Origin of the sequence: Methyloversatilis sp., assembly GCF_965284615.1 — a bacterium.
GTDB lineage: Bacteria > Pseudomonadota > Gammaproteobacteria > Burkholderiales > Rhodocyclaceae > Methyloversatilis.
Genome location: NZ_OZ260098.1, coordinates 3,369,469 through 3,393,968 on the forward strand (window position 1 = coordinate 3,369,469; position 24,500 = coordinate 3,393,968).

The window sequence follows — 24,500 nt, forward strand, 5'->3', positions numbered from 1 at the left end:
CCTCAGGACTGGACGCCGGCGCGCTCGTACAGCGCGGTCAGCCAAGCGTTCGCCTGGTCGAAGTCGTAGCGCTTCAGCGCATCGCCGAGCGAGGCGGCCAGCGACTCCAGCGACGATCCAGCCAGCAGGCGCTGCAGCTCGAGCGCGCGTGCCACCGCCTCGGCATCGCTGTCGGCGATCAGTTGCGCCAGTGCGCGCAAGGGCTCCACCAGCTGGCCGGGGTCCGGCGGTGCACCGTCAGCGACGGCCTCGTCGGCCACCCACGGATGTGGCAGCAGTGAGCCGATCAGCGCATCGAGCTCGCGGGTGAGCGCCGTCGCCGCGGCGTCGATGTCGGCGTCGGCCGATTCGCGCGCCAGCAGCCCTTCCAGTTCCGACGCCAGCCCGTGCAGCGTGTGCGCGCCCACGGTGCCGGCGAGGCCGCGCAGCGTGTGCGCCAGCCGCGCCGCCGCCTGCGTGTCCGGTCCACGGCGCGCCTCGTCGAACTGCGCGGCGAAATCGCGCTGTCCGCGCAGGAAGGCGCGCAGCACGCGCCGGTACAGCTGCGGCTTGCCCATGCAGTGCGCCAGCCCGGCCTCGGTGTCGATGCCGGGCAGCGCGGGCACCGCGTCGTCGGGTGTCGCCGGGGCCGCCGCGCCGGACTGCCTGTCGGCGCCGGGCTGCGGATTGACCCAGCGCGCCAGCGTGGCGAACATCTGCGGCACGTCGAGCGGCTTGGGAATGCAGTCGTTCATGCCGCAGTCGTACATGCGCGCGCGGTCCGCCTCCAGCACGCTGGCCGTCATCGCGATCACCGGCAGATTCTGCAGACCAGGCAGGCCGCGCAGCGTGCGGGTGGCGGTGTAGCCGTCCATCACCGGCATCTGGCAATCCATCAGCACCGCATCGAAGCGGCTGCCGCCAGCCAGCAGGTCTACCGCCTGCTGACCGTCGCCGGCGATCACCACCTCGACGCCGGCGCGCTCGAGCAGGTCGTGCGCCAGTTCCTGGTTCAGTTCGTTGTCCTCGACCAGCAGCACGCGGGCACCGGCTACCGCCGCCATGCTGGCTTCCAGCCGTTCGTCACCGGGCGTCGGAGCGTGCGCGTCGGCGCGCCGGCCGTAGGCCTGCGACACCGCGTCGAGCAGCGCCGACGGGGTGACCGGCTTGTGCAGCACCGCCTCGAAATGACGGCCGGCCGACTGCGTGGCGACGTCGTCGCGGCCCAGCGCGGTGACCAGAATGAGCCGCATGCTGCGCTGCGGCCAGCGTCGCCGCAATTCCTCGGCGAGGCGCACGCCGTCCATGCCGGGCATCTTCCAGTCGATCAGCATGAGTCCGTGCCGTCCTGCGTCGGCGGCCAGCATGTCCAGCGCCTCGTCGCCACCGCTGGCGACGTTGACTTCGAGGCCGATGCCGCGACAGAGTGCCGCCAGTACATCACGCGCGCCCGGGTGGTCATCGACCACCAGCACGTGCGACCCGGGCATGGTGTCGGCCAGGCGCTCGGGTACGGCGTCGGCGCTGGCCTGCAGACCGAAGCGGGCGGTGAAGTGAAAGGTCGAGCCGCGACCGGGTTCGCTGTCCACCCAGATGCGGCCGCCCATCAGTTCGACCAGCTGGCGCGAAATGGTGAGCCCGAGGCCGGTGCCGCCGTAACGGCGGGTGATCGAGCTGTCGGCCTGGGTGAAGGGCTGGAACAGGCGCGCGATCTGCGCCTCGTCCATGCCGATGCCGGAATCGCGCACCGTGAAGTGCAGTTCGACCGCGCGTTCGTCGCGCGCCTGCAGTTCGACACCGATGATCACGTCGCCGTGCTCGGTGAACTTGATCGCGTTGCTGCCGAGATTGATCAGCACCTGACCGAGTCGCACCGGGTCGCCGATCAGCGCCGTCGGCAGCCCGGGTTCGGCGCTGAACAGCAGTTCCAGCCCCTTCTCCTCCGCCCTGACGCCGATCACGTCCACCATGTGGTTGATCACCGTGTCGAGCCGGAAGTCGATGTGCTCGATGTCGAGGCGGCCAGACTCGATCTTCGACAGGTCGAGGATGTCGTTGAGGATGGCCAGCAGGCCGTGCGCCGAGCGGTGTGCCTTCTCGATGTAGTTGCGCTGGCGCGGCGACATGTCGTCGCGCAGCGCCAGATGGGTCATGCCGAGGATGGCATTCATCGGCGTGCGGATTTCGTGCGACATGTTGGCGAGGAAGCTGGACTTCAGCTGCGCCGCCGCCTCGGCGGCATCGCGTGCGCGCAACATCGCGGCCTCGGCTTCCTTCTTCAGCGTCACGTCGTGCGCGATCAGGCAGTACAGCCGGCGCGAGCCCTGCTGGATGGGGATGACCGCCAGTTCGACCGTGAAAACGCGATCGCCGGCGCCGGCAAACTGCCATTCGCGCATCTGTGGCCGCCCCGCCTCGCTGGCGTCCGACAACAGACGGCGCGCGGCGACGGCGCTCGATTCGCCGTCGGGCTGGCGTGCCGGCGACAGTGGTGTGTTCCACGGCACGCGGCCACGTAGCGCCTCTTCCGACGGCAGGCCGAACAGCGCCAGCGTGGCCGGGTTGCAGCTGATGACGCCATCGTCCTCGTCGTAGAAGAAATAGCTGTCGAAGGAGTGCTCGAACAGCGCGCGGAACTTGGCTTCGCCGAGCTTGCGTTCGGTGATGTCGAGCCAGTAGCCGTTGTAGATCGTACCGCCGCGGCCGTCGGGCATCGGCGTGCTGTCCACCCGCAGCCAGCGCGGGCCGGACGGCGTCCGCACCTGCAGCTCACGCGAACGCACCGGCGGGCTGTCGTCGTCGATGCCGCAGGCGCGCCACAGCGCGCCTGGGTCGTCGGCAACCTGTTCCGGCGTGCGCCCGAACAGCGCCTCGACGCCGTGACCGATAAAGGCGAAGCGTCCGCCGCGGCCCAGCGGGCGGTGATAGCGGAACACGGTGAGCGGCAGCGCATTGGCCAGTTCGAGCAGTTCGCGGCGCGTGCGCTGGGTGTCGATATTCTGCCGTTCGCGCCGGAACCACAGCGCGATCAGCGCCAGCCCGAGCAGGCCGACCACGAGGCCACCGGCGATGTGGCGCCGCCACAGGGCTGCCTCCTCGCGCAGCGGGAGCAGCACCCAGACGGTGTAGGGCGAGTCATCCATCGCGCGTCCGAGCACCAGATGGCGCAGGCCGTCCACCACCTGCAGATGCGCCGACGTGCCGTCGTCCAGCCGGGTTTCGTCGCCCTGCCACGGCAGCACCGGCGGTACCACACCGTAGCGCGCCTTCAGGGTGGCGTCGTCGATCGGATCGTCGATCGCCGGCGCGAAGCGCTTGAGCACCAGTTCGGGCGGCGACCCCAGCACGATCACGCCATTGTTATCGGCCATCAGTGCCAGCTGGTCGTAGCCGCCGAACAGATGGCGCATCGTCTCGGCGTCCTGCTTCAGCACGAGTACGCCGGGCGGGCGCCCGACCACGTCCACCCGCGCCGAGAAGTAGAAGCCGGGCACATTCGTCGTGCGCCCCATCAGGTACTGCAGTCCGATCCCGCCGTTGACCGCCTGACGGAAGTACTCGCGATCGGCGTAATTGAGCCCGAGCACCGCGTACGGCAGGTGGAAACCGCTGTCGGCGATGGCATTGCCGTCGGCGTCCAGCAGATAGACCAGCCCGAGATTGAAATCCTGCGCTACGGCGTTGAGCAGGCTGCTCACGCCGAGCGCGTCGCGCCGTTCCATCAGATGCTGCCGGAGCGCCGGACCGGGCGGCAGCGCGCGGATCGCCTGTTCGCCCGCCTGCGCCGCCAGATACTTCTGCAGCGCATCCTGCCGCGCCAGGGTCACCGGCAATGCGGCCAGCTGACGGAAGGTGGAGGACAGCGATTCGTTCAGGCTGTCCAGGCGCAGCGCGCTGCGCGCCTGCGCGTCGAGCAGGTATTCGTGGCTGGCGCTGCGCGCCGCGAACAGCGTGACCAGCGCACAAAGGACGACCCAGATCGCGACCAGCGCGACGAAGCGACGCTGGAAGGCAACAGTGTCCTGTTCGAACGGTGGTTCTTGCATCGGCTGTATTCTCTTTGGCGCGGGGCATCCGGCATCGGATCCGTCAACAGGACGGGGCCGCCCGCGTGCGCACCGGTGACCCTTTGTTATCGGCCGGCGGCCGCACATCTTGACCAAGCTTGGAGCCTACCCCTTCGGGGCCATTACCGGGGCACGATGGCCCCCGTGGCACGGCGCAGGGTGACCTAGGTTACGGATCGGGAGACGGCAGAGGGGCTATACATCGTCCCGTACCGCAGCGCCGGACGGCATTCCGGCCGCACAGGAGGAAGAACCGACCCATGACCCGAGACAGCCTGCAGATCGAAAGCTTCTTCGACGAAGCAACCAACACGGTGAGCTACATCGTGTTCGACCGTGCCACCCTGGCCTGCGCCGTGGTCAACAGCGTGCTCGACTACGACCCCAAGTCGGGGCGCACCTCGACCGCTTCGGCCGATCGCATCATCGCCCGCGTACGCGAACTGGGCGCGCGGCTGGAATGGATACTGGAAACCCACGTCCATGCCGACCACCTGTCGGCCGCACCGTGGATCAAGCAGCAGCTGGGCGGCCGGCTGGGCATCGGCGAACAAATCGTCACCGTGCAGCGGGTGTTCGGCAAGCTGTTCAACGCCGGCACCGAATTCGAACGCGACGGCAGCCAGTTCGACCATCTGTTCCGCGATGGCGAAACCTTCAAGATAGGCAGCCTGCAGGCGCGCGCACTGCATACGCCGGGGCACACGCCGGCCTGCATGTCCTACCTGATCGAGGACGCCGCCTTCGTCGGCGACACGCTGTTCATGCCGGACTACGGCACCGCACGCTGCGACTTCCCGGGCGGGGATGCGCGCACGCTGTATCGCTCCATCCGCACGCTGCTGGCGCTGCCGCCGGAAACCCGGCTGTTCATGTGTCACGACTACATGCCGGACGGCCGCGCGCCGCGCTGGGAAACGACGGTGGCCGCCGAACGCGCACACAACATCCACGTCCATGACGGCATATCGGAGGACGACTTCGTCGCCATGCGCACCGCGCGCGACGCGACGCTGGACATGCCGGTGCTCATCCTGCCGTCGGTGCAGGTGAATATGCGCGCCGGCCATCTGCCGCCGCCCGAGGACAATGGCACGCGTTATCTGAAGATTCCGCTCGATGCACTCTGACGCGAAGGCCAGCGGGCGCGGCACAATCGACGCCGTGAACAGCGGAACTTCGCACCCCGACGGCCAGGCTGCACGGAAGGCCACGCACGCACCGGCCCGCCGCGTGCGCGGTCTGGCGCGCTGGCTGCCGGTGCTCGACTGGGCACCGCGCTACGACCGCCCGGCCTTCGGCGCCGACCTGCTGGCTTCGCTCATCGTGACGCTGATGCTGATCCCGCAGAGCCTGGCCTACGCCCAGCTCGCCGGCCTGCCGCCGCACATCGGTCTGTACGCGAGCATCGCACCGCTGTTCGCCTACGCGCTGTTCGGCAGCAGTCACGCGCTGTCGGTCGGCCCGGTCGCGGTGGTGTCGCTGATGACGGCGGCGGCAGTCGGCGGACTGGGCATCGCCGACGAGGCGGCGCGGCTGCAGGCGGCGCTGACGCTGGCCGCGCTGTCCGGCGTCATGCTCATCGCGATGGGTGTGCTGCGGCTGGGCTTTCTCGCCAGCTTCCTGAGCCACCCGGTGGTATCGGGCTTTCTCACCGCGTCCGCGTTGCTGATTACGCTGAGCCAGCTCAAGCACCTGCTGGGCATCCGCGCCGACGGCGACACGCTGCCGGAACTGCTGCCGACGCTGCTCGCCGGGCTGCCCGCCACTCATCTGCCGACCGCGGCGCTCGGCGCCGGCGTGCTGGTCTTCCTCTACTGGACACGGACGCGCCTCAAGCCGCTGCTCGTGCGGCTCGGCGCCGGAGCGCGCACCGCCGATACCTGTGCCAAGGCCGGGCCCGTGCTGGCCGTGCTCGGCAGCACGCTGCTGATGTGGGCGCTGCAACTGGACAAGGCGGGCGTGCGCAAGGTGGGCGACATTCCGGCCGGGCTGCCACCGCTGACCATGCCCTCACTCGATCCGGCGCTGCTGTCGCAGCTGGCACTGCCGGCGCTGCTGATCAGCGTCATCGGTTTCGTCGAATCGGTGTCGGTGGCACAGACCTTCGCCGCCAAGCGCCGGCTGCGCATCGAGCCGGACCAGGAGCTGATCGGCCTCGGCGCGGCCAATCTGGCGGCGGCGGCAACCGGCGGCTATCCGGTAACCGGCGGGCTGTCGCGTTCGGTGGTCAATTTCGATGCCGGCGCAGCCACGCCGGCAGCCGGCGCGTTCACCGCGGTCGGCATCGCGCTGGCGTCGCTGACGCTGACGCCGGCGCTGCACTACCTGCCGCAGGCGACGCTGGCCGCCACCATCGTCGTGGCCATCCTGACGCTGGTCGATACCGACACGCTGCGTCGCACCTGGCGCAGCTCGCCGCCCGACTTCCTTGCGGCCGCCACGACGCTGGTCGTCACCCTGCTGTTCGGCGTGGAAGCCGGCGTCAGCGCCGGCGTCGTGCTGACACTGCTGAATCACCTGTGGCACGCCAGCCGCCCGCACATGGCGGTGGTCGGCCGGGTGCCCGGTACCGAGCACTACCGCAACGTCGAGCGCCACGCGGTCGATACCGATCCGTCGCTGATCGGCCTGCGCGTTGAACGAAGGTCTGAACTTCATGAACGCACGCCAGGTGGAGGACCGCATCCTGGCGCTGGTGGCCGCGCAACCGTCAGTGCGCAACGTGGTGCTGATGTGTTCGGCGGTCAACGACATCGACGCCAGCGCGCTCGAAATGCTGGAGAGCGTGGTGCACCGCCTGAAGGACATGGGGGTGCTGCTGCACCTGTCGGAAGTGAAGGGTCCGGTGATGGACAAGCTGGAACGCACTGACCTGCTGCCCCATCTGGGCGGCCGGGTGTTCCTGTCGCATCACGCGGCGGTCACTGCGCTGACTACCGGAGCTTGTCCACCTCGGCCCTGAAGCGGCGGCGCAGTTCTTCGGTCGGCTGCCCTTTCGCCTGCGCCGCCTGGATGGCGCGCAGGATGTCGACCGCGCCGGCGTCCTCGGCCAGGGTCTGCACCGCCGGCGTCGCCGCGCCGGCGACCAGTTCGGCGCGCTCGGCACCGGCCTTGCCGCGCTTCGCCGAAATGACCAGCGCGGACGGCGGCGCCTTCACCGTCTGTTTCGCCGACGCCTTGCGATGCCGCTCGACCGCCGCCATGAACTGGCGGCGCAAGGCTTCGGTCGGCTTGCCCTGGGCCTCGGCCTGACGCAGCTTGTTCAGCAGTTCGCTCACTTCGGGTGGCGCCGGGATCGATGCCTGCGGCGGCGGCGTAGGTGCGGCCACCGGCGGTGCGCTGACCGCCTCGGCCACGTTCTCCGGCGGTGCCACCAGCGTCGCGATCTTCAGCCGGTTGTAGCGCAGCGCCCAGGCCAGCGCGTTCTCGCCGCGGTCGGAAACCGCGGTGGTGCTGGCGCCGGCGTCAACCAGCGCCTTCACGATGCCCTCGTTGCCCTCGCGCACCGCCATCATCAGCGGCGTCGCCAGATTCGGCGCACGCGCGTCGAGCTTCGCGCCATTGCGCAGCAGCAGATCGACGATGCGCGTCTTGCCGGCGAAGGCGGCGTAATGCAGCGCGCTCCAGGTCTTGTCCGGCGGATTGAGCGACGCACCGCGCTCGATCAGCCACTCGACCGCCTTCTGATGACCTTTCCATGCCGCCAGCGCGATCGCCTGTTCGCCGATTCGGCTGACGTAGTCGATATTGGCGCCGCGCTCGACGAACAGCTCCATCAGCCGGATATTGCCCTCGGCCGCCGCGATCATCAGCCCGCTGCCGGTGACGTCGGCCTCGAAATCGGGCGGCAGCCCCTCGTCCAGCCAGCGGGACGCGGAACGGATGTCGCCCATTTCCATCGCCCGTCCGAAGCGTGAAGGATCGGGCAGTTCGGCCTGAGCCGATGCCATGAGGAAGGCTGCGCTGACGGTGATCAGCGCGCGTGCGGCCGCTTTCAAATCGTGAGTCCTTGTGAGGGCCGCAGTCGCGCCGGCGCGGCTGCGGCAAAATGGGAAGGAGTTTACCGACCCCGCCTGACGGTTTGTCCCGCCTGAAACTTCCTTTCGCACTTGCACTGTCCGCACTGCTGCACGCCGCTCTGCTGCTCTGGCCCCGCGCGTCCGACGCGCCGGCGGCGCCGACGGTCGAGCGACTGCAGGCCCGTCTGCTCGCGCCGCGTCCGGCCGAAACGCAGCCGGAGCCGCCGGCGGTCACGCCGCTGCTGAAGGACACGCGCAGCGAGCGCGCCGACGAGGCGCCACCGGCGCCGGCCGTCGTGGCCGCGCCACGCGCGGCTCCGGTCGCCAACGCCCGGGCGCGCGAACGCGCGCAACGGCAGTTGAACAAGCACGTGTTCTATCCGCCGGAAGCGATAGACCGCGGGCTCGAAGGCGAAGTGAGACTGCGTCTGGTGCTCGACGACTCCGGCCGCGTGATCGACGCCGCCGTGCTGGCCGGCAGCGGTCACCCGCTGCTCGACCGCGCCGCCCTCGACGCCGCCCGCCAGATCGGCCGCATCGACGCCGGCGGTGCGCGCGAACTGCTGCTGCCGGTCGTGTTCAGGCTGGAGTAGTCCGCCGCGACGGCGGATCGACCGTGTTGCCTCAGGAGCGGCCTTGGCCGTGTCGCGGCCACAGCGGTCCGGCGACTTCGATAGAGGCTGCTGTCGGGGTCAGAAGACCCCTCCCACAGAAGCCCCGCCCGGGCTCAGGCCGGGTCGTCGTCGGGTGGCAGTTCAGGCGTGGTGTCGGGGACGCGGTATTCCTCGTTCGCCCAGGCACCGAGGTCGATCTGCTTGCAGCGCATGCTGCAGAAGGGTCGCGCCGGGTTGGAGGGCGCGTACAACGCGGGTTCGCCACAGCGCGGGCAGACCACCATGCGGCCGGCGGGGGGTGTTGCGGACGTGCTCACAGATTGCAGAAGGTCAGTTCGAAGCCGACGTCGGTGTCGGTGACGCGCGGACGGGCGTGGCCGCCATGCGCGATGAAACGGATGTTCAGCGCGTACTTGTTGGCGCTGATCTCGGGTGTGAAGGGCTCGTTCAGCGGCACGCGCAGGCGCAGCATCTGCGCCGACTTGCCCCCCATCATCATCTGGAACGCGCCGTTGCCGGCGATCTGCCGCTCCGGCCGCCCGCTGGCGCGCAGCAGGCGCAGCACGATGGTGAGACCGTCACGGATGGGCAGCATCGGGTTCAGCCAGCTGGCCAGATCGGCCTGCCGCGCCGACGCCTCGCGATGCCGCCAGTAGTGGTAGGACGGCAGATCGAATTCGCACAGCCCGCCCGGAATCGCGGCGCGGCTCTTGATGCTCATCAGCCACTCGTTCTCGCGCAGGTACTGACCGATCTTGCCGGCCATCGCGAGCAGCGCGGCACTGGCCTGTTCGATCTCGTACAGCGCGCCGGACAGCGCCTCTTCGGAAATGTCGGGGTTGTTGCGGAAGGACATCAGCGTCTGGCGCTGGCGCTCAAGCTCCTGCACCAGATCGACCTTGAGATCGGCCCGTGAAGCGACTTCGAGAATTTCGAACAGGCTCACCAGTGCGACATGGTGTTCGTGCGCCCCGTCGCTGCGCATGAAATGCTGCGTGCGCTCGAACAGATCCTCCAGGCGCAACAGCGTGCGTATGCGCTCGTTCAGAGGATATTCGTAAGTGATCACAGGGGCTTGTCCGGCACAAGTTCAAGCAAATTCTGATGATTCTGACCGAAAAGCCGCACAGTCACAACGCTCCGGCGGGCTTTTCTGCTGCAGCCAGTGCCAGATAGCGACGATGCAGCGCGTCCACCCGGGCCGGCAGCGTTGCCGCCGGACCGCTGTTGTCGATCACGTCGTCGGCCGCCGCCAGCCGCTGCGCCCGCGTCGCCTGGGCGGCGATGATGCGGTCCGCCTCCTCGGCCGTCAGGCCGCTGCGCGCCATCGCGCGCACGCGCTGCTGCTCGACCGGGCAATCGACAACCAGGACGCGGTCGCAGCGCTCGCGCCAGTTGCCGGCCTCGACCAGCAGCGGTACGGCCAGCACGACATAAGGTGCATCGCTGGCCTCGACCCGGCGGCGGGATTCGGCGCGGATCAGCGGATGCAGCAGCGCTTCGAGCCGACTGCGGGCGGAGGGATCGGCGAATACGTGGGCACGCATGCGGGCGCGGTCGAGCGCGCCATCGGCAGCGATGAAGTCGTCGCCGAAGGTTGCGCGCAGCGGCTCGATCGCGGCACCGCCCGGTGCGGTCAACGCATGCGCGATGGCATCGGTATCGACCAGTCCGGCGCCGTGCGCGACGAACAGATCGGCCACCGTCAACTTGCCACTGCCGATGCCACCGGTCAGACCGACCACGAAAGTCATGGGCAGTCCGCCGCCTCGACACCGTTGACGGTCGCCAGCGGCTCGGCCAGCAATGCCGTCAGTTCGGCGTCGCCGCCGCGCAGCTCCAGGCGCAGGCGTCCGGCCTTGCCCTCGCGCATCGAGATGCGCGCGCTGCGCACCCCCAGCCCGTTCAGGCCGGACATCAGCTCCTTCGCCGCCGTTTCGGTCTTGAACAGACCGAGCGAAATGGCGAATTTCTGACCGTCGGCATCCGGCATCAACGCCATCTCGCGCACGCCCAGCGCGCGCAGTTCGGCCTGCTTGCGATCGGCCAACTGGCGCGTCGCGAGATCGGGGATATGCACCCACCACGACGGGCTGCCCGGCTGCTCGCTCTCGGCGAGTTGCACAGCCGGATAGGCCTCGCGCGCCCGGACGACGAACTGGTCGGCCTGTTCGCGGGTGAATCCGGTCAGCACGCGACAGACGGCGGAAGGCGTCGCTTCGGCGTCCGTGGCCGCCGGTTCGCTCGCGACGACCGGCGCAATGGCCACCACCGGCGCCGCTGCGCCACCGTCAACCGGCAGGACGCGGATGCGCTCGGGATCGATCTGGCTGGTCAGGCGCAAGGGCTCGGCGCCGTCGCTGCCCAGCGCCAGCATGCCGGACGCAAAGGGCCACAGCGCGATATTGATCAACAGCAGGAGGAGGAAGGCGAGACGCATCGGTATCAGCGCAATGACGGACGCAGCGCGAAGCAGTGATCCGTCATTTCATCACATCCGCCGCGACGCGGGCCAGCCCGCGCAGCACCAGATTGTCAACGCGGCGGTGTGCACAGACCAGGTAGGGCGACAGCGCCTCGGCACCACCGCCCGACAGCAGGATGGTGGCATCGGCGCCAAGCCGCGCCTGCACGCGCTCGATCAACGCCGCCTGCGCGCCGGCGCAGCCGTTGTGGATGGCATCGTCGGTATTGCGCGGCCACTCGACCGGCGCACCCTGCGCGTGCGGCAGACCGGCCGTGTTGCGCGCCAGCGATTCGAGCATCAGGTGCAGGCCAGGCAGGATGTAACCACCGAGAAAGCGGTTGTCGGCGTCGAGCACGTCAACCGTGGTGGCGGTCCCCGCGGTCGCCACCACGAGCGGACCGGCCGCCAGCGTGCGCGCGCCGATCAGCGCCGCCCAGCGGTCGGCGCCGAGGCGCGACGGGGTTGCATACATATTGGTGATGCCGCAGGCCGCCGACTGCGACAGCACGCGATGCGCCACACAGCCGTGCGGCAGCGCGGCGCGCAGCGCGGCATCGACCGCGTCGCCGGCGACGCAGGTATAGACCGCGGCCGTCGCGTTGCGCCAGGCCGAGGCGAGCGGCGCGCCATCGATGTCGGCGACGTCGATGCCCGATTCGGTACCCGGTGCGTCGCCCTGCAGCCACGCCCATTTGATCCGGCTGTTGCCGGCATCGATCAGCAGCACCATCAACTCAGTTCCGGACCGGCGCGCGCAGCGACACGTCGCCCGCCAGCACGCGCTCAAGGCGGTCACCACAGTCGAGCAGCAGCGCGCCGTCGGCGTCGGCACCGACGCACAGGCCGCCCAGCGCGCGCATTTCACCTTCGACCTCGACCGCGCACCCGGCATGCAGATTGAGTCGGTTCCAGCGTTCGACGAAGGCAGAGAAACCCTGCGCGGCAAATACCGGCAGCGCTGCGGCCAGCGCGTCGAGTGCGGCGGCAGCGATGCGCAGCCAGTCCGGCTGCGGCGGCGTGCCGTCGAACAGGGCGGCTGTCGGCAGCGCGTAGTGGCCCGACGGCGGCAGCGCCAGATTGATTCCGACGCCGATCACCGCATCGGTGTGCGTCGGCGTCAACGCCAGTTCGATCAGCACGCCACCCAGCTTGCCGACGCCCGGCCCGGTGGCGCGCATCAGGTCGTTCGGCCACTTCAGTGCCAGCCCATCGAAACCCTGTGCCGTCAGCGCCTCGGCCAGCGCGACGCCGACCGCGAGGCTGAGACCGGACAGCCGGTCGGCGCGACCGTCGAAGCGCACGCGCAGCGAGAAGGTGAGGCTGTCGCCGGGCAGGGCCGTCCAGCTGCGGCCACGGCGACCACGGCCACCGGTCTGCGCCAGCGCGAACAGCGCGCACGGCACGCCGTCGCGGCGCTCCAGCAGGTCGCTGTTGGTGCTTTCGGTGCGCGGACAGACGTTGACGCGCCAGTCGGCGGGTACGGAGGGTGCGCGGTCGCGCAGTGCTTCGGCGAGGGTGGAGGCGTCGTCGGCAGTCATGCGGCGGATTGTAGCCGCGGAGCCGGGCCGACGCCCGGCTGCGCACTCACTCGCTGTCGCCGTCGGCGTCGCGTCCGCCTTCGATGTTCAGCTCCTGGATCTTGCGCGTGATGGTGTTGCGCCCGATGCCCAGCAGCTGCGCCGACTCGATGCGGCGGCCGCCGGTGCTGGCCAGCGCGCGGCGGATCAGCGTGCGCTCGAACTCCTGCACCAGATGGTCGAACAATGCCGGCTGCTTCAGCGCGATCAGGCGATCGACCTCGGCGGCGAGCGAAGCGACCCAGTCGCCGGTCACTTCACGCGCCGGCTGAGCGCGCAGTTCGGCCGGCAAGTCCTTCACGTCCACCGTCTGGCCGGGTGCCATCACGGTGAGCCAGTGGCACAGGTTTTCCAGCTGGCGCACGTTGCCCGGGAAATCCAGGCCCTGCAGGTAGCGCATCGCCGGCTCGGACAGGCGCTTGGCATCGACGCCCAGTTCCTGCGCGCTCTTCGTCATGAAGTGCTGGGCCAGCAGCACGATGTCCTCGCGTCGCTCGCGCAGCGGCGGAATGCGCAGCCGGATCACGTTGAGCCGGTGGAACAGATCTTCGCGGAACAGGCCCTGCTTCACCCGGTCTTCGAGGTTCTGGTGGGTCGCCGCAATGACGCGCACGTTCGACTTGATCGGCGAGTGGCCGCCGACACGGTAGAAGTGGCCGTCGGACAGCACGCGCAGCAGGCGGGTCTGCAGTTCCGGCGGCATGTCGCCGATTTCGTCGAGGAAGAGCGTGCCGCCGTCGGCCTGCTCGAAGCGTCCGCGCCGCGTCGCGGTGGCACCGGTGAAGGCACCGCGCTCGTGGCCGAACAGTTCGGATTCGAGCAGGTCGCGCGGGATGGCGGCGGTGTTGATCGCGATGAAGGGCGCTTCGCGCCGCGGGCTGTGCCGGTGCAGCGCACGCGCCACCAGTTCCTTGCCGGTGCCCGACTCGCCGTTGATCAGCACCGTGGCGTGACTCTGGGCGAGCCGGCCGATGGCACGAAACACGTCCTGCATCGACGCCGCCTTGCCGAGGATTTCCGGCGCCATGTCGGCTTCCGCCGGCGCCCCACCCTGGTGCATGCTTTCTTCGATTGCACGCCGGACGAGTTCGATCGCATGGTCAACGTCGAAAGGCTTGGGCAGGTATTCGAAGGCGCCGCCCTGGAAGGCGGCGACCGCGCTGTCGAGATCCGAATACGCGGTCATGATGATGACCGGCAGACTGGGGTGACGCGCCTTCACCTTCTCCAGCAGAGACAATCCGGACTCGCCCGGCATGCGGATGTCGGACACCAGCACCTGCGGCTGGCCACCGGCGTCGAGCGCATCGAGCGCCTCCTGCGCGGTGGAATAGGCTTCAAAGGGAATGGACTCGCGTGCGAGGGCCTTTTCCAGCACCCATCGTATCGAGCGGTCGTCATCGACGATCCAGACCGGATTCATGGTTTCTCCGTCGTGCCCTGCTTGAAGGGCAGAAGTATTGTGAAAACTGTATGGCCGGGCCGGCTCTGCACCTCGATGGTGCCGTGGTGCTGGTGCACGAAGCTCTGCGCCAGCGTCAGCCCGAGGCCGGTGCCGCCATCGCGGCCGGACACCAGCGGATAGAAGATGCGATCGAGCAGCTCCTCCGGGATGCCGGGGCCGTTGTCGATCACTTGCAATTCGAGTGCCAGCTTGTGGCGCCGCTTCACCAGGGTGGCCTGGCGGTAGGCGCGCGTACGCAGCCGAATCACGCCGTCGCCCTGCATCGCCTGCGCCGCGTTGCGGGCGATGTTGAGCACCACCTGAATCAGCTGTTCGCGGTCGGCCACCAGATCGGGCAGGCTGGTGTCATAGTCGCGCTGCACCTTTACCTTCGGGAATTCGGCGCCGATCAACAGGCGCACGCGCTCCAGCACCTCGTGCACGCTGACCGAACTGACCTGCATCGCGCGGTGCGAATGCAGCAGCCGGTTCATCAGATCCTGCAGGCGGTCCGATTCCTTGATGATGACCTGCGTGTACTCGCGCTGGTCGGGCCGCTCCAGTTCGCCTTCCAGCAGCTGTGCGGCACCGCGGATGCCACCCAGCGGGTTCTTGATTTCATGCGCGAGGTTGCGGATCAGCTCGCGGTTGGCCTGTTGCTGCTGCAGCAGCTGTTCCTCGCGCGCAACGCGCAGTTGCTGGTCGATCGGACGGAACTCGAGCAGGATGCGAGCGGCATCGGCATGCACCGGCGACACCGTGCAGTCGAGCTGCAGCGGACCGCCGAGCAGACGCTGCACCGTGAGGTTGTGGCCGGTATAGCTCCAGTCCTTGGCCAACGCATTGTCCAGTGCGGTGTCCAGGCCGTGATCGGGGCCGATCAGGCGTTCGCAGTGCTTGCCGACCAGCTTTGACGAACTGACTGCGAACAGGTTTTCCGCGGCCGGATTCAGATAGACGATGTTGCGTTCAGCGTCGAGCAGCGCAACCGCGCTGGCGAGAAGTTCGAGCCCGTTGAATCGGTCGGGCCAGACGCGGGTGGGGGTACGGGGCGAAGGCAGGCTCATGGCGCCAAATCACGCAAGAAGCGCGCCAGAGCCGATGCGCCGGAGCGCGCGGGACGCTCAGGGCAGTTTGGAAATCTCCTTGCGCAGCGCGTCAACGTTGCGTTCGTGCAGAGCGACATTGTCCTTGAGCCCCTGGATGCGATCGAGATACTTCTGGTAGTTGCGCTCATCGCCCAGTCGCACCGCTTCGCCCTCGGTGAGCGCCTTGCGCGCCGCTTCGAGATTCTTCGTTTCGGTGTCGAGCTCGGCTTCGAGTATGCGCCGGCGTTCGCTGTCGCGCGCCTTCTGCTGGTCGCCGCTGACGCTCGGAAATCCGCCCGATGGGGCGGCCGGCTTGGGCTGAGTCGCCGCCGGCCCGGGCACCGAACTGACCGGCATTTCGCTGGACAGCAGCTTGCATCCGCGCGCACGCGACTTGTCGTTGGTATAGGTGACGTGACCATCGGCATCGACGCACTTATAGACGTCAGCCGATGCCGGCAGCGCCGCAAGCGCGGCCGCGGTGGCAATCAGGATGCGGTTGAAACCTCGGAACATGTGGGTCACCAGAACGGATCGGGTCATTGCCGGGCGAGTGTAGGACGCCCGCCCGCGCAGTGACAATGAAAAAGGACGGCAAGTTGCCGTCCTTTTTCTCGGGCCGGAACGCACATGCCGTCCCGACCTTCAACGCCACGCGTGCGGCTTGCGCCGACACGCGTTCCGGAAAACCGGATCAGAGGCTGTAGTACATCTCGAACTCGACCGGGTGGGTCGTCATGCGGGTGCGGTTAACTTCGCCCATCTTCAGTTCGATGTAGGCAGCGATGAAGTCTTCCGAGAACACGCCACCCTTGGTCAGGAAGGCATGGTCGGCTTCCAGCGCGGCCAGTGCTTCGTCGAGGCTGGCGCAGACGGTCGGGATGAGCTTGTCCTCTTCCGGCGGCAGGTCGTACAGGTTCTTGTCGGCCGGGTCGCCCGGGTGGATCTTGTTCTGCACGCCGTCCAGACCCGCCATCATCAGTGCGGCGAAGCACAGGTAGGGGTTGGCCAGCGGATCCGGGAAGCGGGTTTCGATGCGACGGGCCTTGTCGCTGGCCACATGCGGAATGCGGATCGAAGCCGAACGGTTGCGGGCCGAGTAGGCCAGCTTGACCGGTGCTTCGTAGTGCGGAACCAGACGCTTGTACGAGTTGGTACCCGGGTTGGTGATCGCGTTCAGCGCCTTGGCGTGCTTGATGATGCCGCCGATGTAGTACAGCGCGAACTCGGACAGGCCGGCGTAGCCGTTGCCCGCGAACAGGTTCTTGCCATCCTTCCAGATCGACTGGTGCACGTGCATGCCGGAGCCATTGTCACCGACGATGGGCTTGGGCATGAAAGTCGCGGTCTTGCCGTAGCTGTGGGCGACGTTGTGCACGATGTACTTCAGCGTCTGCGTCCAGTCGGCGCGGCGGACCAGGGTGTTGAACTTGGTGCCGATCTCGTTCTGGCCGGCGGTCGCCACTTCGTGGTGATGCACTTCGACCGGGATGCCGACGGCTTCCAGTGCCAGCACCATGGCGGCACGGATGTCGTTGTGCGAATCGACCGGCGGAACCGGGAAGTAGCCGCCCTTCACTGCCGGACGGTGACCGGTGTTGCCGCTCTCGAACTTCTCGCCGGACGACCAGGCGGCCTCTTCCGAGAAGATCTGCACGCGGCAGCCCGACATGTCGATGTTCCACTCGACGCTGTCGAAGATGAAGAATTCGGGTTCCGGACCGAAGTAGGCGGTGTCGCCCAGGCCGGAGGACTTCAGGTAGGCCTCGGCGCGCTTGGCGATCGAGCGCGGGTCACGGTCGTAGCCCTTGCCGTCCGACGGTTCGACCACGTCGCAGCTGATGACCAGCGTGGTTTCGTCGAAGAACGGGTCGATGAAGGCGGTTTCCGGATCCGGCATCAGCAGCATGTCGGAAGCCTGGATGCCCTTCCAGCCGGCGATCGACGAACCATCAAACGCGTGACCTTCGGTGAACTTGTCTTCGCCGAACGCGCTGATGGGCACGCCGACGTGCTGTTCCTTGCCACGGGTGTCGGTGAAACGGAAGTCGACGAACTTGACTTCCTTTTCCTTGATGATGTCGAGAACCTGCTTCGCGGTGGTCATGAATCTCTCCTACGAGGTATGTATGTGCAACAGTCGGCTTGAAGGGTCACGACGAGCCGTCGCCGGTGTCCGACGACAGCTCCGGCGCAGCCATGGCGAACGACCCGATCGAGGGTACGCCCCGGCTGCGACTTTTCCTGCTGCGCGGCCTGAAGCAGAACCCGTGCCACGCGATCATTTCAACCTTGTGATTGTGCCACATGCGGGCTTGCGGCCGGTGACATGCACAAAACAGGCGCAGCAACGCACCAACATGGGGATGCCAACAAACACAACGCACCACTTCGGTGCTTTCCTGTCCGCAGGAATGGCGCGCTATATACTTCCGTCCATTCAATAGATGGGCGTACGCCATGGCAACACTCGGACAAATCCTCGGACTCGCGCGCGAGCGCGCGCAACAGCTGCAACTGCCCTATGCCGGCGCGGTCACACCGACCGAAGCACACGAACTGTTGAAACTGGCCCCCGGCGCCCGCATCGTTGACGTGCGCACGTCGGCCGAATGGCAATGGGTCGGCGAGGTGCCGGATTCGGTGCAGATCGAGTGGAATATGTCCAACGGTCAGCGCAACCCGGATTTCCTGACCCAGCTGAAGCACCAGGTCGATCCGGAGGCGCTGGTCATGTTCCTGTGCCGCAGCGGCGGACGTTCGCACGGCGCGGCCGCGGCCGCGGCCGAAGCCGGTTACAGCAACGCCTACAACATCCTCGAAGGCTTCGAGGGTGACGCCGACGCCAATGGCCACCGCAATACGGTTGGCGGCTGGCGCAAGGCCGGACTGCCCTGGCACCAGGGCTGAACGCAGTTCAAGGACACCGCATGCAAGTCGCCACCATCAGTTTCGACCGCTTCAACGCACTTGCCGACGAACAGGCGCAGGCGCGCATCCTCGCCGCGCGCGAAAAGCTGGGCCAGCGCGCGGTCATCCTCGGTCACCACTACCAGCGCGAGGACGTGTATCGCCACGCCGATCTGACCGGCGACTCGCTCAAGCTGTCGCGCCTGGCCAGCCAGACCGATGCCGAATACATCGTGTTCTGCGGCGTGCATTTCATGGCCGAAGTGGCGGACATCATGTCCAAGCCGGAACAGATCGCCATCCTGCCCGACCTCGCTGCCGGCTGTTCGATGGCCGACATGGCCAACCTCGCCAAGGTCGAGCGCTGCTGGCGCGAACTGCGCGGCCTGCTCGGCGACGACCCGGACAACACCTTCACGCCGGTCACCTACATCAACTCGGCGGCCGATCTGAAGGCCTTCTGCGGCGAGCACGGCGGCATCGTGTGCACGTCGTCAAACTGCGGCAGCATTCTCGAATGGTCGCTGGCGCGGCGCGAGAAGGTGCTGTTCTTCCCCGACCAGCATCTCGGTCGCTGGACCGGCTACAACATGGGCATTCCGCTTGAGGACATGCTGGTGTGGGACCCCGATCTGGAGAACGGCGGCCTCACCGCCGAACAGGTGGCGAAGGCGAAGATCCTGCTGTGGAAGGGTCACTGTTCGGTGCACCAGATGTTCCAGCCGTCGCACATCCTGCGCTGGCGCAACCAGAATCCGGACGGCATCGTCATCTCCCATCCGGAAAGCGCGTTCGAGGTGTGCCGTCAATCGGATTTCGTCGGCTCGACCGAATACATCCTGAAGACGGTGAAGGCGGGCGCACCCGGCACCAAGTGGCTGGTGGGCACCGAACTGAATCTGGTAAACCGCCTTGCCGACGAGGTGAAGCACGAGGGCAAGACGGTGCAGTTCATGGCGCCCACCGTCTGCATGTGCTCGACCATGCAGCGCATCGACCCACAGCACCTGGCGTGGACGCTGGAAAATCTGGTCGAGGGCAATGTCGTGAATCGCATCAGCGTGCCGGCGCACGAAGCCGGGCCCGCCAAGCTCGCGATGGACCGCATGCTGGCTGCTTCGCCATAAGGTCTTCCGCTTCATGGACTGGATGCAGGCCTGGGAACTTGCCAGCTATGTCGTGACGACACTGGGCCTGCCGCTTGCCGTCATCACCTTCATCTATCAGCAGCGGCGCGAGCGCGACAACGAGGACGAAGAGGCGTACCAGATGCTGTCGGACGCCTACATCGACTTCCTGAAGATCGTGCTCGCCAACCCCGACCTGCCGCTGCGCGAGAACCATGCGCCGGAACAGCTCAGCGACGAGCAGCGCCGGCGCATGCAGACCATCCACCAGATGCTCATTTCGCTGTTCGAGCGCGCCTATCTGGTCGCCTGGACCGACGAACCCGACGGGCTGGCGGCGCGGCGCTGGGCCTCGTGGGACGACTACATGCGCGAGTGGCTGGCGCGCGACGCCTTCCATGCCGAACTGCTGATGCTGCTGCGCGGCGAGGACCCGGCATTCTGCCGCCACATGTTGAAGCTGGCCGACGAAGTGCGCGGCCACCCGCTCACCTCATGACCGAACTGCGCATCTGCACCTGGAACATCCACAAGGGGTTTTCGCAGTTCAATCGCCGCATGGTGATCCACGAACTGCGCGAACGCCTGCACGCATTCGGCGCCGATCTGGTGTTCCTGCAGGAGGTGCAGGGTCAGCACCACGGTCACGCCGAGCGCCACGCTGACTGGCCGACCGAGCCGCAGTACGAATTCCTCGCCGACCAGATGTGGCCGGCCACCGCCTACGGCCGCAATGCGGTGTATGACCACGGCCACCACGGCAACGCCATCCTGTCGCGACACCCGATCTCGCAGAGCGGCAACGTCAACGTGTCGGCGCATCGTTTCGAGCAGCGCGGCCTGCTGCACTGCGTGATAGAACCGGACGACGCCCACCGTGTGCACGCGCTGTGCGTACACCTCGGCCTGACCGCGCGCGGGCGACGCCAGCAGTACGCGATGCTGGCCGAGCACATCCGCCGCACCATCCCGGCGGAGGACGGCCTCATCGTCGCCGGCGACTTCAACGACTGGTACAACCGGGCCGAAGAGCAATGGTCGCGCGCACTCGGTCTGCACGAGGCGCACAGCGTCATACACGGCCGCCCCGCGCGCAGCTTTCCCGCCGCCTTTCCGCTGCTGCGGCTGGACCGCATCTATGTGCGCGGCGTCAACGTACGCGAGGTGAAGCTGCACTCCGGGCCGCCCTGGTCGCGCGTGTCGGATCACGCCGCGCTGACCGCACGTCTGGTCCTGCCAACGCGATGACCCGTCTGCTGCCCGGCAACGACATCCAGCTGCTGGTGTGCGGCATGCAGTACTTCCCGGCGCTGGAAGAGGCGATCGACCGCGCGCACAGCGAAATCTTCCTCGAAACCTATATCTTCGACGACGACGACACCGGCCGCCGCATCGCCGCCGCGCTGGCGCGCGCAGCGCGACGTGGCGTACGCGTTCGCGTGCTGGTCGATGGATTCGGCGCGCGCGACTTCGAGCACACGCACCAGAGCGCACTCGAAGCCGCCGGCGTACATGTGCTGATGTTCCGCCCCGAAGTCGGCCGCATGAGTTTCCGCCGCAACCGTCTGCGCCGCATGCACCGCAAGATGGTGGTGGTCAACGCACAGACCGGTTTCGTCGGCGGCATCAACATCATCGACGACATGCATACGCCCGGCCATACGCCGCCACGCTTCGACTACGCGGTGCGCGTGCGCGGGCCGCTGGTGGCGCGCATGCACCTCGAATGCCAGAAGCTGTGGGAGCGCGTTGCCTGGGCGACGCTGCAGTTCCGGCCGCGCCTGCCGCGCACCAGCCGCTACGCCAACCGTCACACCGGGAAGGTGCGTGCGGCGCTGCTGGTGCGCGACAACCTGCGGCACCGCCATGACATCGAGAACGCCTACCTGCAGGCGATAGACGGCGCCTTCGAGGAGGTGCTGATCGCCAACGCCTACTTCCTGCCCGGCCGTCGCTTCCGTCAGGCCTTGATCGCTGCCGCCGCGCGCGGCGTCAAGGTGACGCTCATCCTGCAAGGGCGGGTCGAGTACGCGCTGCTTCATTACGCCTCGCAGGCGCTGTACGGCTCGCTGCTGTCGCAGGGCATACGCATCTTCGAATACCGGCGCAGCTTCCTGCACGCCAAGGCGGCGGTGATCGACCAGCACTGGGCCACCGTCGGCTCCAGCAATATCGACCCCTTCAGCCTGATGCTGGCGCGCGAAGCCAATATCGTCGTGCACGACATCGGCTTCGCCAACGAACTGCGCCAGAGCCTGCGCGCCGCCGCCCGCCACGGTGGACGCGAGTTGCGGCACCGCCAGTGGAAGACCCGCCCGCTGCACGAACGGCTGCTGCGCTGGATCGCCTACGGCATGGTGCGGCTGATGATCGGTCTGGCCGGCGAACGGGTGAGCCGGCACATGCTGCGCAAGAAATAGCGCGCTTTCAGCGTGATTTCAGCTTCATTCCCTACACTGGGGGCATGAACCTGAAACGCATCGCACTTTTCGTTTTGCTGCCCGCCCTGCTTGTCGTGTCGGCCGCCGGTGTCGTGCTGCTGCACGCGCCCGACACGCTGGCCGGCGACGATCACACGCAGGCGCGCGCGCTGAGCCAGCGCGGCGACATCCTGCCGCTGGAGAAGATCGCCGAGCGCGCTCGCGCCGAGAAGCCGGGCAAGCTGATCGACATCGAACTCGAACAGAAGAAGGGCATCTGGGTGTATGAAGCCGAGATACTCGACGACGCCGGCCGCGTGTGGGAACTGAAGCTCGATGCACGCACCGGCGCACTGCTGAAGATGGAGCAGGACGACTGACATGCGCCTGTTGCTGGCCGAAGACGACGAAACACTGGTTGCCGGACTGAAGCCGCTGCTCGAACGCGCCGGCTACGCGGTCAACGTCGCGACCGACGGCGTGTTCGCGCAGCTGTCGGCAGAAGCCATCGACTACGACCTCGTGATACTCGATCTCGGTCTGCCGCGGCGCAACGGCGTCAACGTACTGCGCCAGTGGCGCGACGCACGGCGCGCGATGCCGGTAGTCGTGCTGACCGCGCGCGACACCTGGCAGGAAAAGGTCGAGGTGCTTAACGCTGGCGCCGACGACTACGTCTGCAAGCCCTTCCACAGCGAGGAACTGCTGGCGCGCATCGCCGCCGTGCTGAAGCGCAGTGCGGCGCGGCGCGCGCCGGGGCCGCTGGCACGCGGCGCGCTGCGGCTCAACGAAGCAACGCAGAGCGCCGCGCTCGATGGCGGCGCGCCGATAGAACTGAGCAGCATCGAATTCCGCCTGCTGCGCTGCTTCATGCTGCACGCCGGCCAGGTGCTGTCGCAGCAGCGCCTGAACGAACACCTGTACGACCACGCCACCGATCACGACAGCAATGTGATCGAAGCCCACATCACCCGGCTGCGCCGCAAGATCGGTCGCGACTGGATACAGACGCGGCGCGGTCAGGGCTATGTGTTCGACGCCCCGGAGGCGCCGTGAAGTACGCGCTGCGCACCCGTCTTGCCGCCGGTCTGGCGATCAGCTTCGTCATGCTGGCCGGCCTGCAGTGGCTGCTCGCCGGCATCGCCATCGAACGCCTGCTCAAGGCGCAACTTTCGCAGCGACTGGAGCGCGACGCCGAGAACCTGCTGGCGGCGCTCGACGGCGAAGCCGGCGCACCGCTGAAGCTCGACGACGCGCGCGTCGGCGGCGAATACCGACAGCCCTTCTCCGGCCATTACTTCCGCATCGTGATCGACGGCGGTGACGACATTTCGTCGCGCTCGCTGTGGGACGGCACGCTGGCCCTGCCGTCCGCCGGCAGCGAACGCATCGCGCAGAGCGAAGCCGCCGGCCCGCAGGGGCAATCGCTGTGGCTGCTGTCGGCGCGCTACGAAAAGCGCGGCCAGTCGGTACGCATACTGGTCGCCGAAGACCTGTCGGCACTGCGCGCAGGGCTGCGCGAGTGGCACCTGCTGTACGGCCTGCTGACGCTGGCCGTGGTCGCGCTCGTGCTCTCCGTGCAGCAGTGGGTGGTGCGCCGTTCGCTGGCGCCGCTCGATACGCTGCGCGCGCAGATGCAGGCGCTTGAGCGCGGCGAACGCGAGCGGCTCGACGTCGCGCTGCCGGACGAGATCGCGCCGCTGGTCGATCAGTTCAACTCGTTGCTCGGCATGCTGCTGCGCCGCTCGCAACGCTCGCGCGACGCACTCGGCAACCTGGCGCACGCGCTGAAGACGCGGCTGGCAGTACTGCTGCAGGTGGCCGAGTCGCCGGCGATGGCGGCCCACCCCGAACTGCAGCAGCGCATGACCGACAGCACCGAACTGATGCGTCGCGCCATCGAGCGCGAACTGCGCCGCGCGCGACTGATGGGCGGCACCCACCCGGCGCGGCGCAGCGACCTGCGCGACGCAGCCGAGCGGCTATCGGCCACGCTGTCCATCCTGCACGGCGAACGCTCGCCGGACATCGCGCTCGACATGGCTGCCGACGTCACGCTGGCAATGGACGCGGAAGACCTGATGGAACTGCTCGGCAACCTGATGGACAACGCGTGCGCCTGGTGCCGCCGCCGCGTGCGGCTGTCGGTCGAACGTGGCGCGGACCTCAAGCTGCTGATCGAGGACGACGGCCCGGGCTGCGCGCCCGAACAACTCGAATCACTCAGCGCGCGCGGCTTCCGCGCGGACGAGACGAAACCGGGCCACGGCCTCGGCCTGTCCATCGTGCGCGACCTGGTCAACAGCTATGGCGGCGCACTCGAATTCGGACCGTCACCGGTCCTCGGCGGACTGCGCGTCACCGTGCATCTGCCGTCACGCATGGCGCTCGATGCGCCCTCACCCGAAGGAGTACGGCCATGAAGAACGTCCTGATCGCCACCACGCTGCTCGCTGCCCTGCTCGCACCGCCCGCCTTCGCGGACGACGACGATCTGCCGAAGATGCGCGCCATCGCCGAGGCGATGAAGCTCATCTCGCTGGAAGATGCGACCGCCAAGGCGCTCGCCGCCAAGCCGGGCACGGTGATCGAAGCCGACCTCGAACGCCGCTTCATGAGCGACGACTACGATTACGAGTTCGAACTGATCGACACCGCGGGCAAGGAGTGGGACGTGCATATCAACGCGCGCGACGGCTCGGTACGCTCGATGCGACGCGACTGGTTCGACTGAGCGCCGGCGGCAAGGGACGGCTGCGCTGACGCACTGCACGCAGACCGCAGC

At 67.8% G+C, this 24,500-nt stretch carries 25 protein-coding genes and 1 pseudogene; 14 read left to right on the forward strand and 12 right to left on the reverse strand.

Features of this window, described 5'->3' with window-relative positions; all coding sequences use genetic code 11:
• Positions 1–2: 2 nt before the first annotated feature.
• On the reverse strand, positions 3–4,025 hold the full coding sequence (locus ACQ66H_RS16110; RefSeq protein ID WP_430434859.1) for a response regulator: 4,023 nt from the start codon (positions 4,023–4,025) through the stop codon (positions 3–5).
• A gap of 281 nt (positions 4,026–4,306) precedes the next feature.
• Between ACQ66H_RS16110 and ACQ66H_RS16115 the strand changes: the two genes are divergently transcribed.
• The 3 genes and pseudogenes from ACQ66H_RS16115 to ACQ66H_RS16125 all read left to right on the forward strand — a co-directional run bounded on the left by ACQ66H_RS16115 (position 4,307) and on the right by ACQ66H_RS16125 (position 7,011).
• Positions 4,307–5,176 carry an MBL fold metallo-hydrolase gene (locus tag ACQ66H_RS16115; protein ID WP_430434860.1) on the forward strand — a complete coding sequence of 290 codons (870 nt, stop codon included), beginning with the start codon at positions 4,307–4,309 and terminating at the stop codon, positions 5,174–5,176.
• Positions 5,177–5,381: 205 nt separating this feature from the next.
• Positions 5,382–6,431 (forward strand): annotated as a pseudogene (locus ACQ66H_RS16120) (SulP family inorganic anion transporter); the annotation flags it as partial.
• 274 nt (positions 6,432–6,705) lie between these two features.
• Positions 6,706–7,011 (forward strand): sodium-independent anion transporter, encoded by a 306-nt coding sequence (locus ACQ66H_RS16125; protein ID WP_430434861.1) that lies wholly within the window; start codon positions 6,706–6,708, stop codon positions 7,009–7,011.
• Here the strand turns inward: ACQ66H_RS16125 and ACQ66H_RS16130 are convergent.
• The gene (locus ACQ66H_RS16130; RefSeq protein WP_430434862.1) at positions 6,983–8,047 is read right to left on the reverse strand and encodes an ankyrin repeat domain-containing protein; all 1,065 of its coding nucleotides are present in this window, start codon (positions 8,045–8,047) and stop codon (positions 6,983–6,985) included. The two genes, ACQ66H_RS16125 and ACQ66H_RS16130, sit on opposite strands and share 29 nt — an antisense overlap.
• 83 nt (positions 8,048–8,130) lie before the next feature.
• On the opposite strand from ACQ66H_RS16130, the gene ACQ66H_RS16135 reads away from it, so the two are divergent.
• Positions 8,131–8,661 (forward strand): energy transducer TonB, encoded by a 531-nt coding sequence (locus tag ACQ66H_RS16135; protein ID WP_430434863.1) that lies wholly within the window; start codon positions 8,131–8,133, stop codon positions 8,659–8,661.
• A 134-nt stretch (positions 8,662–8,795) separates the two neighbouring features.
• Here ACQ66H_RS16135 and ACQ66H_RS16140 read toward each other — a convergent pair whose 3' ends face one another.
• From ACQ66H_RS16140 to glnA, 10 genes are all read right to left on the reverse strand, one after another.
• Positions 8,796–8,966: a DNA gyrase inhibitor YacG gene (locus ACQ66H_RS16140; protein WP_430435654.1), complete on the reverse strand. Its 171-nt coding sequence runs from the start codon at positions 8,964–8,966 to the stop codon at positions 8,796–8,798.
• Between the two features lie 29 nt (positions 8,967–8,995).
• Positions 8,996–9,751, reverse strand: a complete 756-nt coding sequence (gene zapD, locus ACQ66H_RS16145; protein ID WP_020165536.1) for a cell division protein ZapD — start codon at positions 9,749–9,751, stop codon at positions 8,996–8,998.
• A gap of 61 nt (positions 9,752–9,812) precedes the next feature.
• A complete protein-coding gene (gene coaE, locus ACQ66H_RS16150) occupies positions 9,813–10,436 on the reverse strand; it encodes a dephospho-CoA kinase (RefSeq protein ID WP_430434864.1) in 624 nt (207 codons plus the stop codon).
• Positions 10,433–11,122: an SPOR domain-containing protein gene (locus tag ACQ66H_RS16155; RefSeq protein WP_430434865.1), complete on the reverse strand. Its 690-nt coding sequence runs from the start codon at positions 11,120–11,122 to the stop codon at positions 10,433–10,435. The genes coaE and ACQ66H_RS16155 overlap by 4 nt, the downstream gene beginning before the upstream one ends.
• Positions 11,123–11,165: 43 nt before the next feature.
• Positions 11,166–11,879, reverse strand: coding sequence for a type III pantothenate kinase (locus tag ACQ66H_RS16160; RefSeq protein ID WP_430434866.1), 714 nt, complete (start codon positions 11,877–11,879; stop codon positions 11,166–11,168).
• Between the two features lie 4 nt (positions 11,880–11,883).
• Positions 11,884–12,687, reverse strand: a complete 804-nt coding sequence (locus tag ACQ66H_RS16165; protein ID WP_430434867.1) for a biotin--[acetyl-CoA-carboxylase] ligase — start codon at positions 12,685–12,687, stop codon at positions 11,884–11,886.
• A 46-nt stretch (positions 12,688–12,733) separates the two neighbouring features.
• Positions 12,734–14,149, reverse strand: coding sequence for a nitrogen regulation protein NR(I) (ntrC, locus tag ACQ66H_RS16170; protein ID WP_019917186.1), 1,416 nt, complete (start codon positions 14,147–14,149; stop codon positions 12,734–12,736).
• Complete coding sequence (gene glnL / locus ACQ66H_RS16175; protein ID WP_430434868.1) at positions 14,146–15,237, reverse strand: nitrogen regulation protein NR(II); 1,092 nt, start codon at positions 15,235–15,237, stop codon at positions 14,146–14,148. The genes ntrC and glnL overlap by 4 nt, the downstream gene beginning before the upstream one ends.
• Positions 15,238–15,294: 57 nt before the next feature.
• A complete protein-coding gene (locus tag ACQ66H_RS16180; RefSeq protein WP_304013757.1) occupies positions 15,295–15,774 on the reverse strand; it encodes a DUF4124 domain-containing protein in 480 nt (159 codons plus the stop codon).
• Positions 15,775–15,952: 178 nt separating this feature from the next.
• Positions 15,953–17,365 (reverse strand): type I glutamate--ammonia ligase, encoded by a 1,413-nt coding sequence (glnA, locus tag ACQ66H_RS16185; protein WP_019917181.1) that lies wholly within the window; start codon positions 17,363–17,365, stop codon positions 15,953–15,955.
• Between the two features lie 38 nt (positions 17,366–17,403).
• Between glnA and ACQ66H_RS16190 the strand changes: the two genes are divergently transcribed.
• The 10 genes from ACQ66H_RS16190 to ACQ66H_RS16235 all read left to right on the forward strand — a co-directional run bounded on the left by ACQ66H_RS16190 (position 17,404) and on the right by ACQ66H_RS16235 (position 24,449).
• A complete protein-coding gene (locus tag ACQ66H_RS16190) occupies positions 17,404–17,556 on the forward strand; it encodes a hypothetical protein (protein WP_020165544.1) in 153 nt (50 codons plus the stop codon).
• A gap of 162 nt (positions 17,557–17,718) precedes the next feature.
• Positions 17,719–18,168, forward strand: a complete 450-nt coding sequence (locus ACQ66H_RS16195) for a rhodanese-like domain-containing protein (protein WP_304001911.1) — start codon at positions 17,719–17,721, stop codon at positions 18,166–18,168.
• Positions 18,169–18,188: 20 nt separating this feature from the next.
• Complete coding sequence (nadA, locus tag ACQ66H_RS16200; protein ID WP_430434869.1) at positions 18,189–19,295, forward strand: quinolinate synthase NadA; 1,107 nt, start codon at positions 18,189–18,191, stop codon at positions 19,293–19,295.
• 13 nt (positions 19,296–19,308) lie between these two features.
• Positions 19,309–19,794 (forward strand): hypothetical protein, encoded by a 486-nt coding sequence (locus ACQ66H_RS16205; RefSeq protein WP_304001908.1) that lies wholly within the window; start codon positions 19,309–19,311, stop codon positions 19,792–19,794.
• Positions 19,791–20,543, forward strand: coding sequence for an endonuclease/exonuclease/phosphatase family protein (locus ACQ66H_RS16210; protein WP_430434870.1), 753 nt, complete (start codon positions 19,791–19,793; stop codon positions 20,541–20,543). The genes ACQ66H_RS16205 and ACQ66H_RS16210 overlap by 4 nt, the downstream gene beginning before the upstream one ends.
• Positions 20,540–21,715 (forward strand): cardiolipin synthase ClsB, encoded by a 1,176-nt coding sequence (gene clsB, locus ACQ66H_RS16215; RefSeq protein WP_430434871.1) that lies wholly within the window; start codon positions 20,540–20,542, stop codon positions 21,713–21,715. The genes ACQ66H_RS16210 and clsB overlap by 4 nt, the downstream gene beginning before the upstream one ends.
• 44 nt (positions 21,716–21,759) lie before the next feature.
• Complete coding sequence (locus ACQ66H_RS16220; RefSeq protein ID WP_430434872.1) at positions 21,760–22,095, forward strand: PepSY domain-containing protein; 336 nt, start codon at positions 21,760–21,762, stop codon at positions 22,093–22,095.
• 1 nt (position 22,096) lies between these two features.
• The gene (locus tag ACQ66H_RS16225) at positions 22,097–22,771 is read left to right on the forward strand and encodes a response regulator transcription factor (RefSeq protein WP_430434873.1); all 675 of its coding nucleotides are present in this window, start codon (positions 22,097–22,099) and stop codon (positions 22,769–22,771) included.
• A complete protein-coding gene (locus ACQ66H_RS16230) occupies positions 22,768–24,138 on the forward strand; it encodes an ATP-binding protein (RefSeq protein ID WP_430434874.1) in 1,371 nt (456 codons plus the stop codon). The genes ACQ66H_RS16225 and ACQ66H_RS16230 overlap by 4 nt, the downstream gene beginning before the upstream one ends.
• Entirely contained in the window at positions 24,135–24,449 is a 315-nt protein-coding gene (locus tag ACQ66H_RS16235; protein WP_019917168.1) for a PepSY domain-containing protein, read from the forward strand. The genes ACQ66H_RS16230 and ACQ66H_RS16235 overlap by 4 nt, the downstream gene beginning before the upstream one ends.
• The last annotated feature ends 51 nt before the right edge of the window (positions 24,450–24,500 follow it).

What these genes read in the sequence shown, in the direction of transcription:
- ACQ66H_RS16110 (WP_430434859.1), bottom strand. Translation starts at nt 4,025, where the DNA reads ATGCAAGAACCACCGTTCGAACAGGACACTGTTGCCTTCCAGCGTCGC.
- ACQ66H_RS16115 (WP_430434860.1), top strand. Translation starts at nt 4,307, where the DNA reads ATGACCCGAGACAGCCTGCAGATCGAAAGCTTCTTCGACGAAGCAACC.
- ACQ66H_RS16125 (WP_430434861.1), top strand. Translation starts at nt 6,706, where the DNA reads ATGAACGCACGCCAGGTGGAGGACCGCATCCTGGCGCTGGTGGCCGCG.
- ACQ66H_RS16140 (WP_430435654.1), bottom strand. Translation starts at nt 8,966, where the DNA reads ATGGTGGTCTGCCCGCGCTGTGGCGAACCCGCGTTGTACGCGCCCTCC.
- coaE (WP_430434864.1), bottom strand. Translation starts at nt 10,436, where the DNA reads ATGACTTTCGTGGTCGGTCTGACCGGTGGCATCGGCAGTGGCAAGTTG.
- ACQ66H_RS16155 (WP_430434865.1), bottom strand. Translation starts at nt 11,122, where the DNA reads ATGCGTCTCGCCTTCCTCCTCCTGCTGTTGATCAATATCGCGCTGTGG.
- ACQ66H_RS16160 (WP_430434866.1), bottom strand. Translation starts at nt 11,879, where the DNA reads ATGGTGCTGCTGATCGATGCCGGCAACAGCCGGATCAAATGGGCGTGG.
- ACQ66H_RS16165 (WP_430434867.1), bottom strand. Translation starts at nt 12,687, where the DNA reads ATGACTGCCGACGACGCCTCCACCCTCGCCGAAGCACTGCGCGACCGC.
- ntrC (WP_019917186.1), bottom strand. Translation starts at nt 14,149, where the DNA reads ATGAATCCGGTCTGGATCGTCGATGACGACCGCTCGATACGATGGGTG.
- glnL (WP_430434868.1), bottom strand. Translation starts at nt 15,237, where the DNA reads ATGAGCCTGCCTTCGCCCCGTACCCCCACCCGCGTCTGGCCCGACCGA.
- ACQ66H_RS16180 (WP_304013757.1), bottom strand. Translation starts at nt 15,774, where the DNA reads ATGTTCCGAGGTTTCAACCGCATCCTGATTGCCACCGCGGCCGCGCTT.
- glnA (WP_019917181.1), bottom strand. Translation starts at nt 17,365, where the DNA reads ATGACCACCGCGAAGCAGGTTCTCGACATCATCAAGGAAAAGGAAGTC.
- ACQ66H_RS16195 (WP_304001911.1), top strand. Translation starts at nt 17,719, where the DNA reads ATGGCAACACTCGGACAAATCCTCGGACTCGCGCGCGAGCGCGCGCAA.
- nadA (WP_430434869.1), top strand. Translation starts at nt 18,189, where the DNA reads ATGCAAGTCGCCACCATCAGTTTCGACCGCTTCAACGCACTTGCCGAC.
- ACQ66H_RS16205 (WP_304001908.1), top strand. Translation starts at nt 19,309, where the DNA reads ATGGACTGGATGCAGGCCTGGGAACTTGCCAGCTATGTCGTGACGACA.
- ACQ66H_RS16210 (WP_430434870.1), top strand. Translation starts at nt 19,791, where the DNA reads ATGACCGAACTGCGCATCTGCACCTGGAACATCCACAAGGGGTTTTCG.
- clsB (WP_430434871.1), top strand. Translation starts at nt 20,540, where the DNA reads ATGACCCGTCTGCTGCCCGGCAACGACATCCAGCTGCTGGTGTGCGGC.
- ACQ66H_RS16220 (WP_430434872.1), top strand. Translation starts at nt 21,760, where the DNA reads ATGAACCTGAAACGCATCGCACTTTTCGTTTTGCTGCCCGCCCTGCTT.
- ACQ66H_RS16225 (WP_430434873.1), top strand. Translation starts at nt 22,097, where the DNA reads ATGCGCCTGTTGCTGGCCGAAGACGACGAAACACTGGTTGCCGGACTG.
- ACQ66H_RS16235 (WP_019917168.1), top strand. Translation starts at nt 24,135, where the DNA reads ATGAAGAACGTCCTGATCGCCACCACGCTGCTCGCTGCCCTGCTCGCA.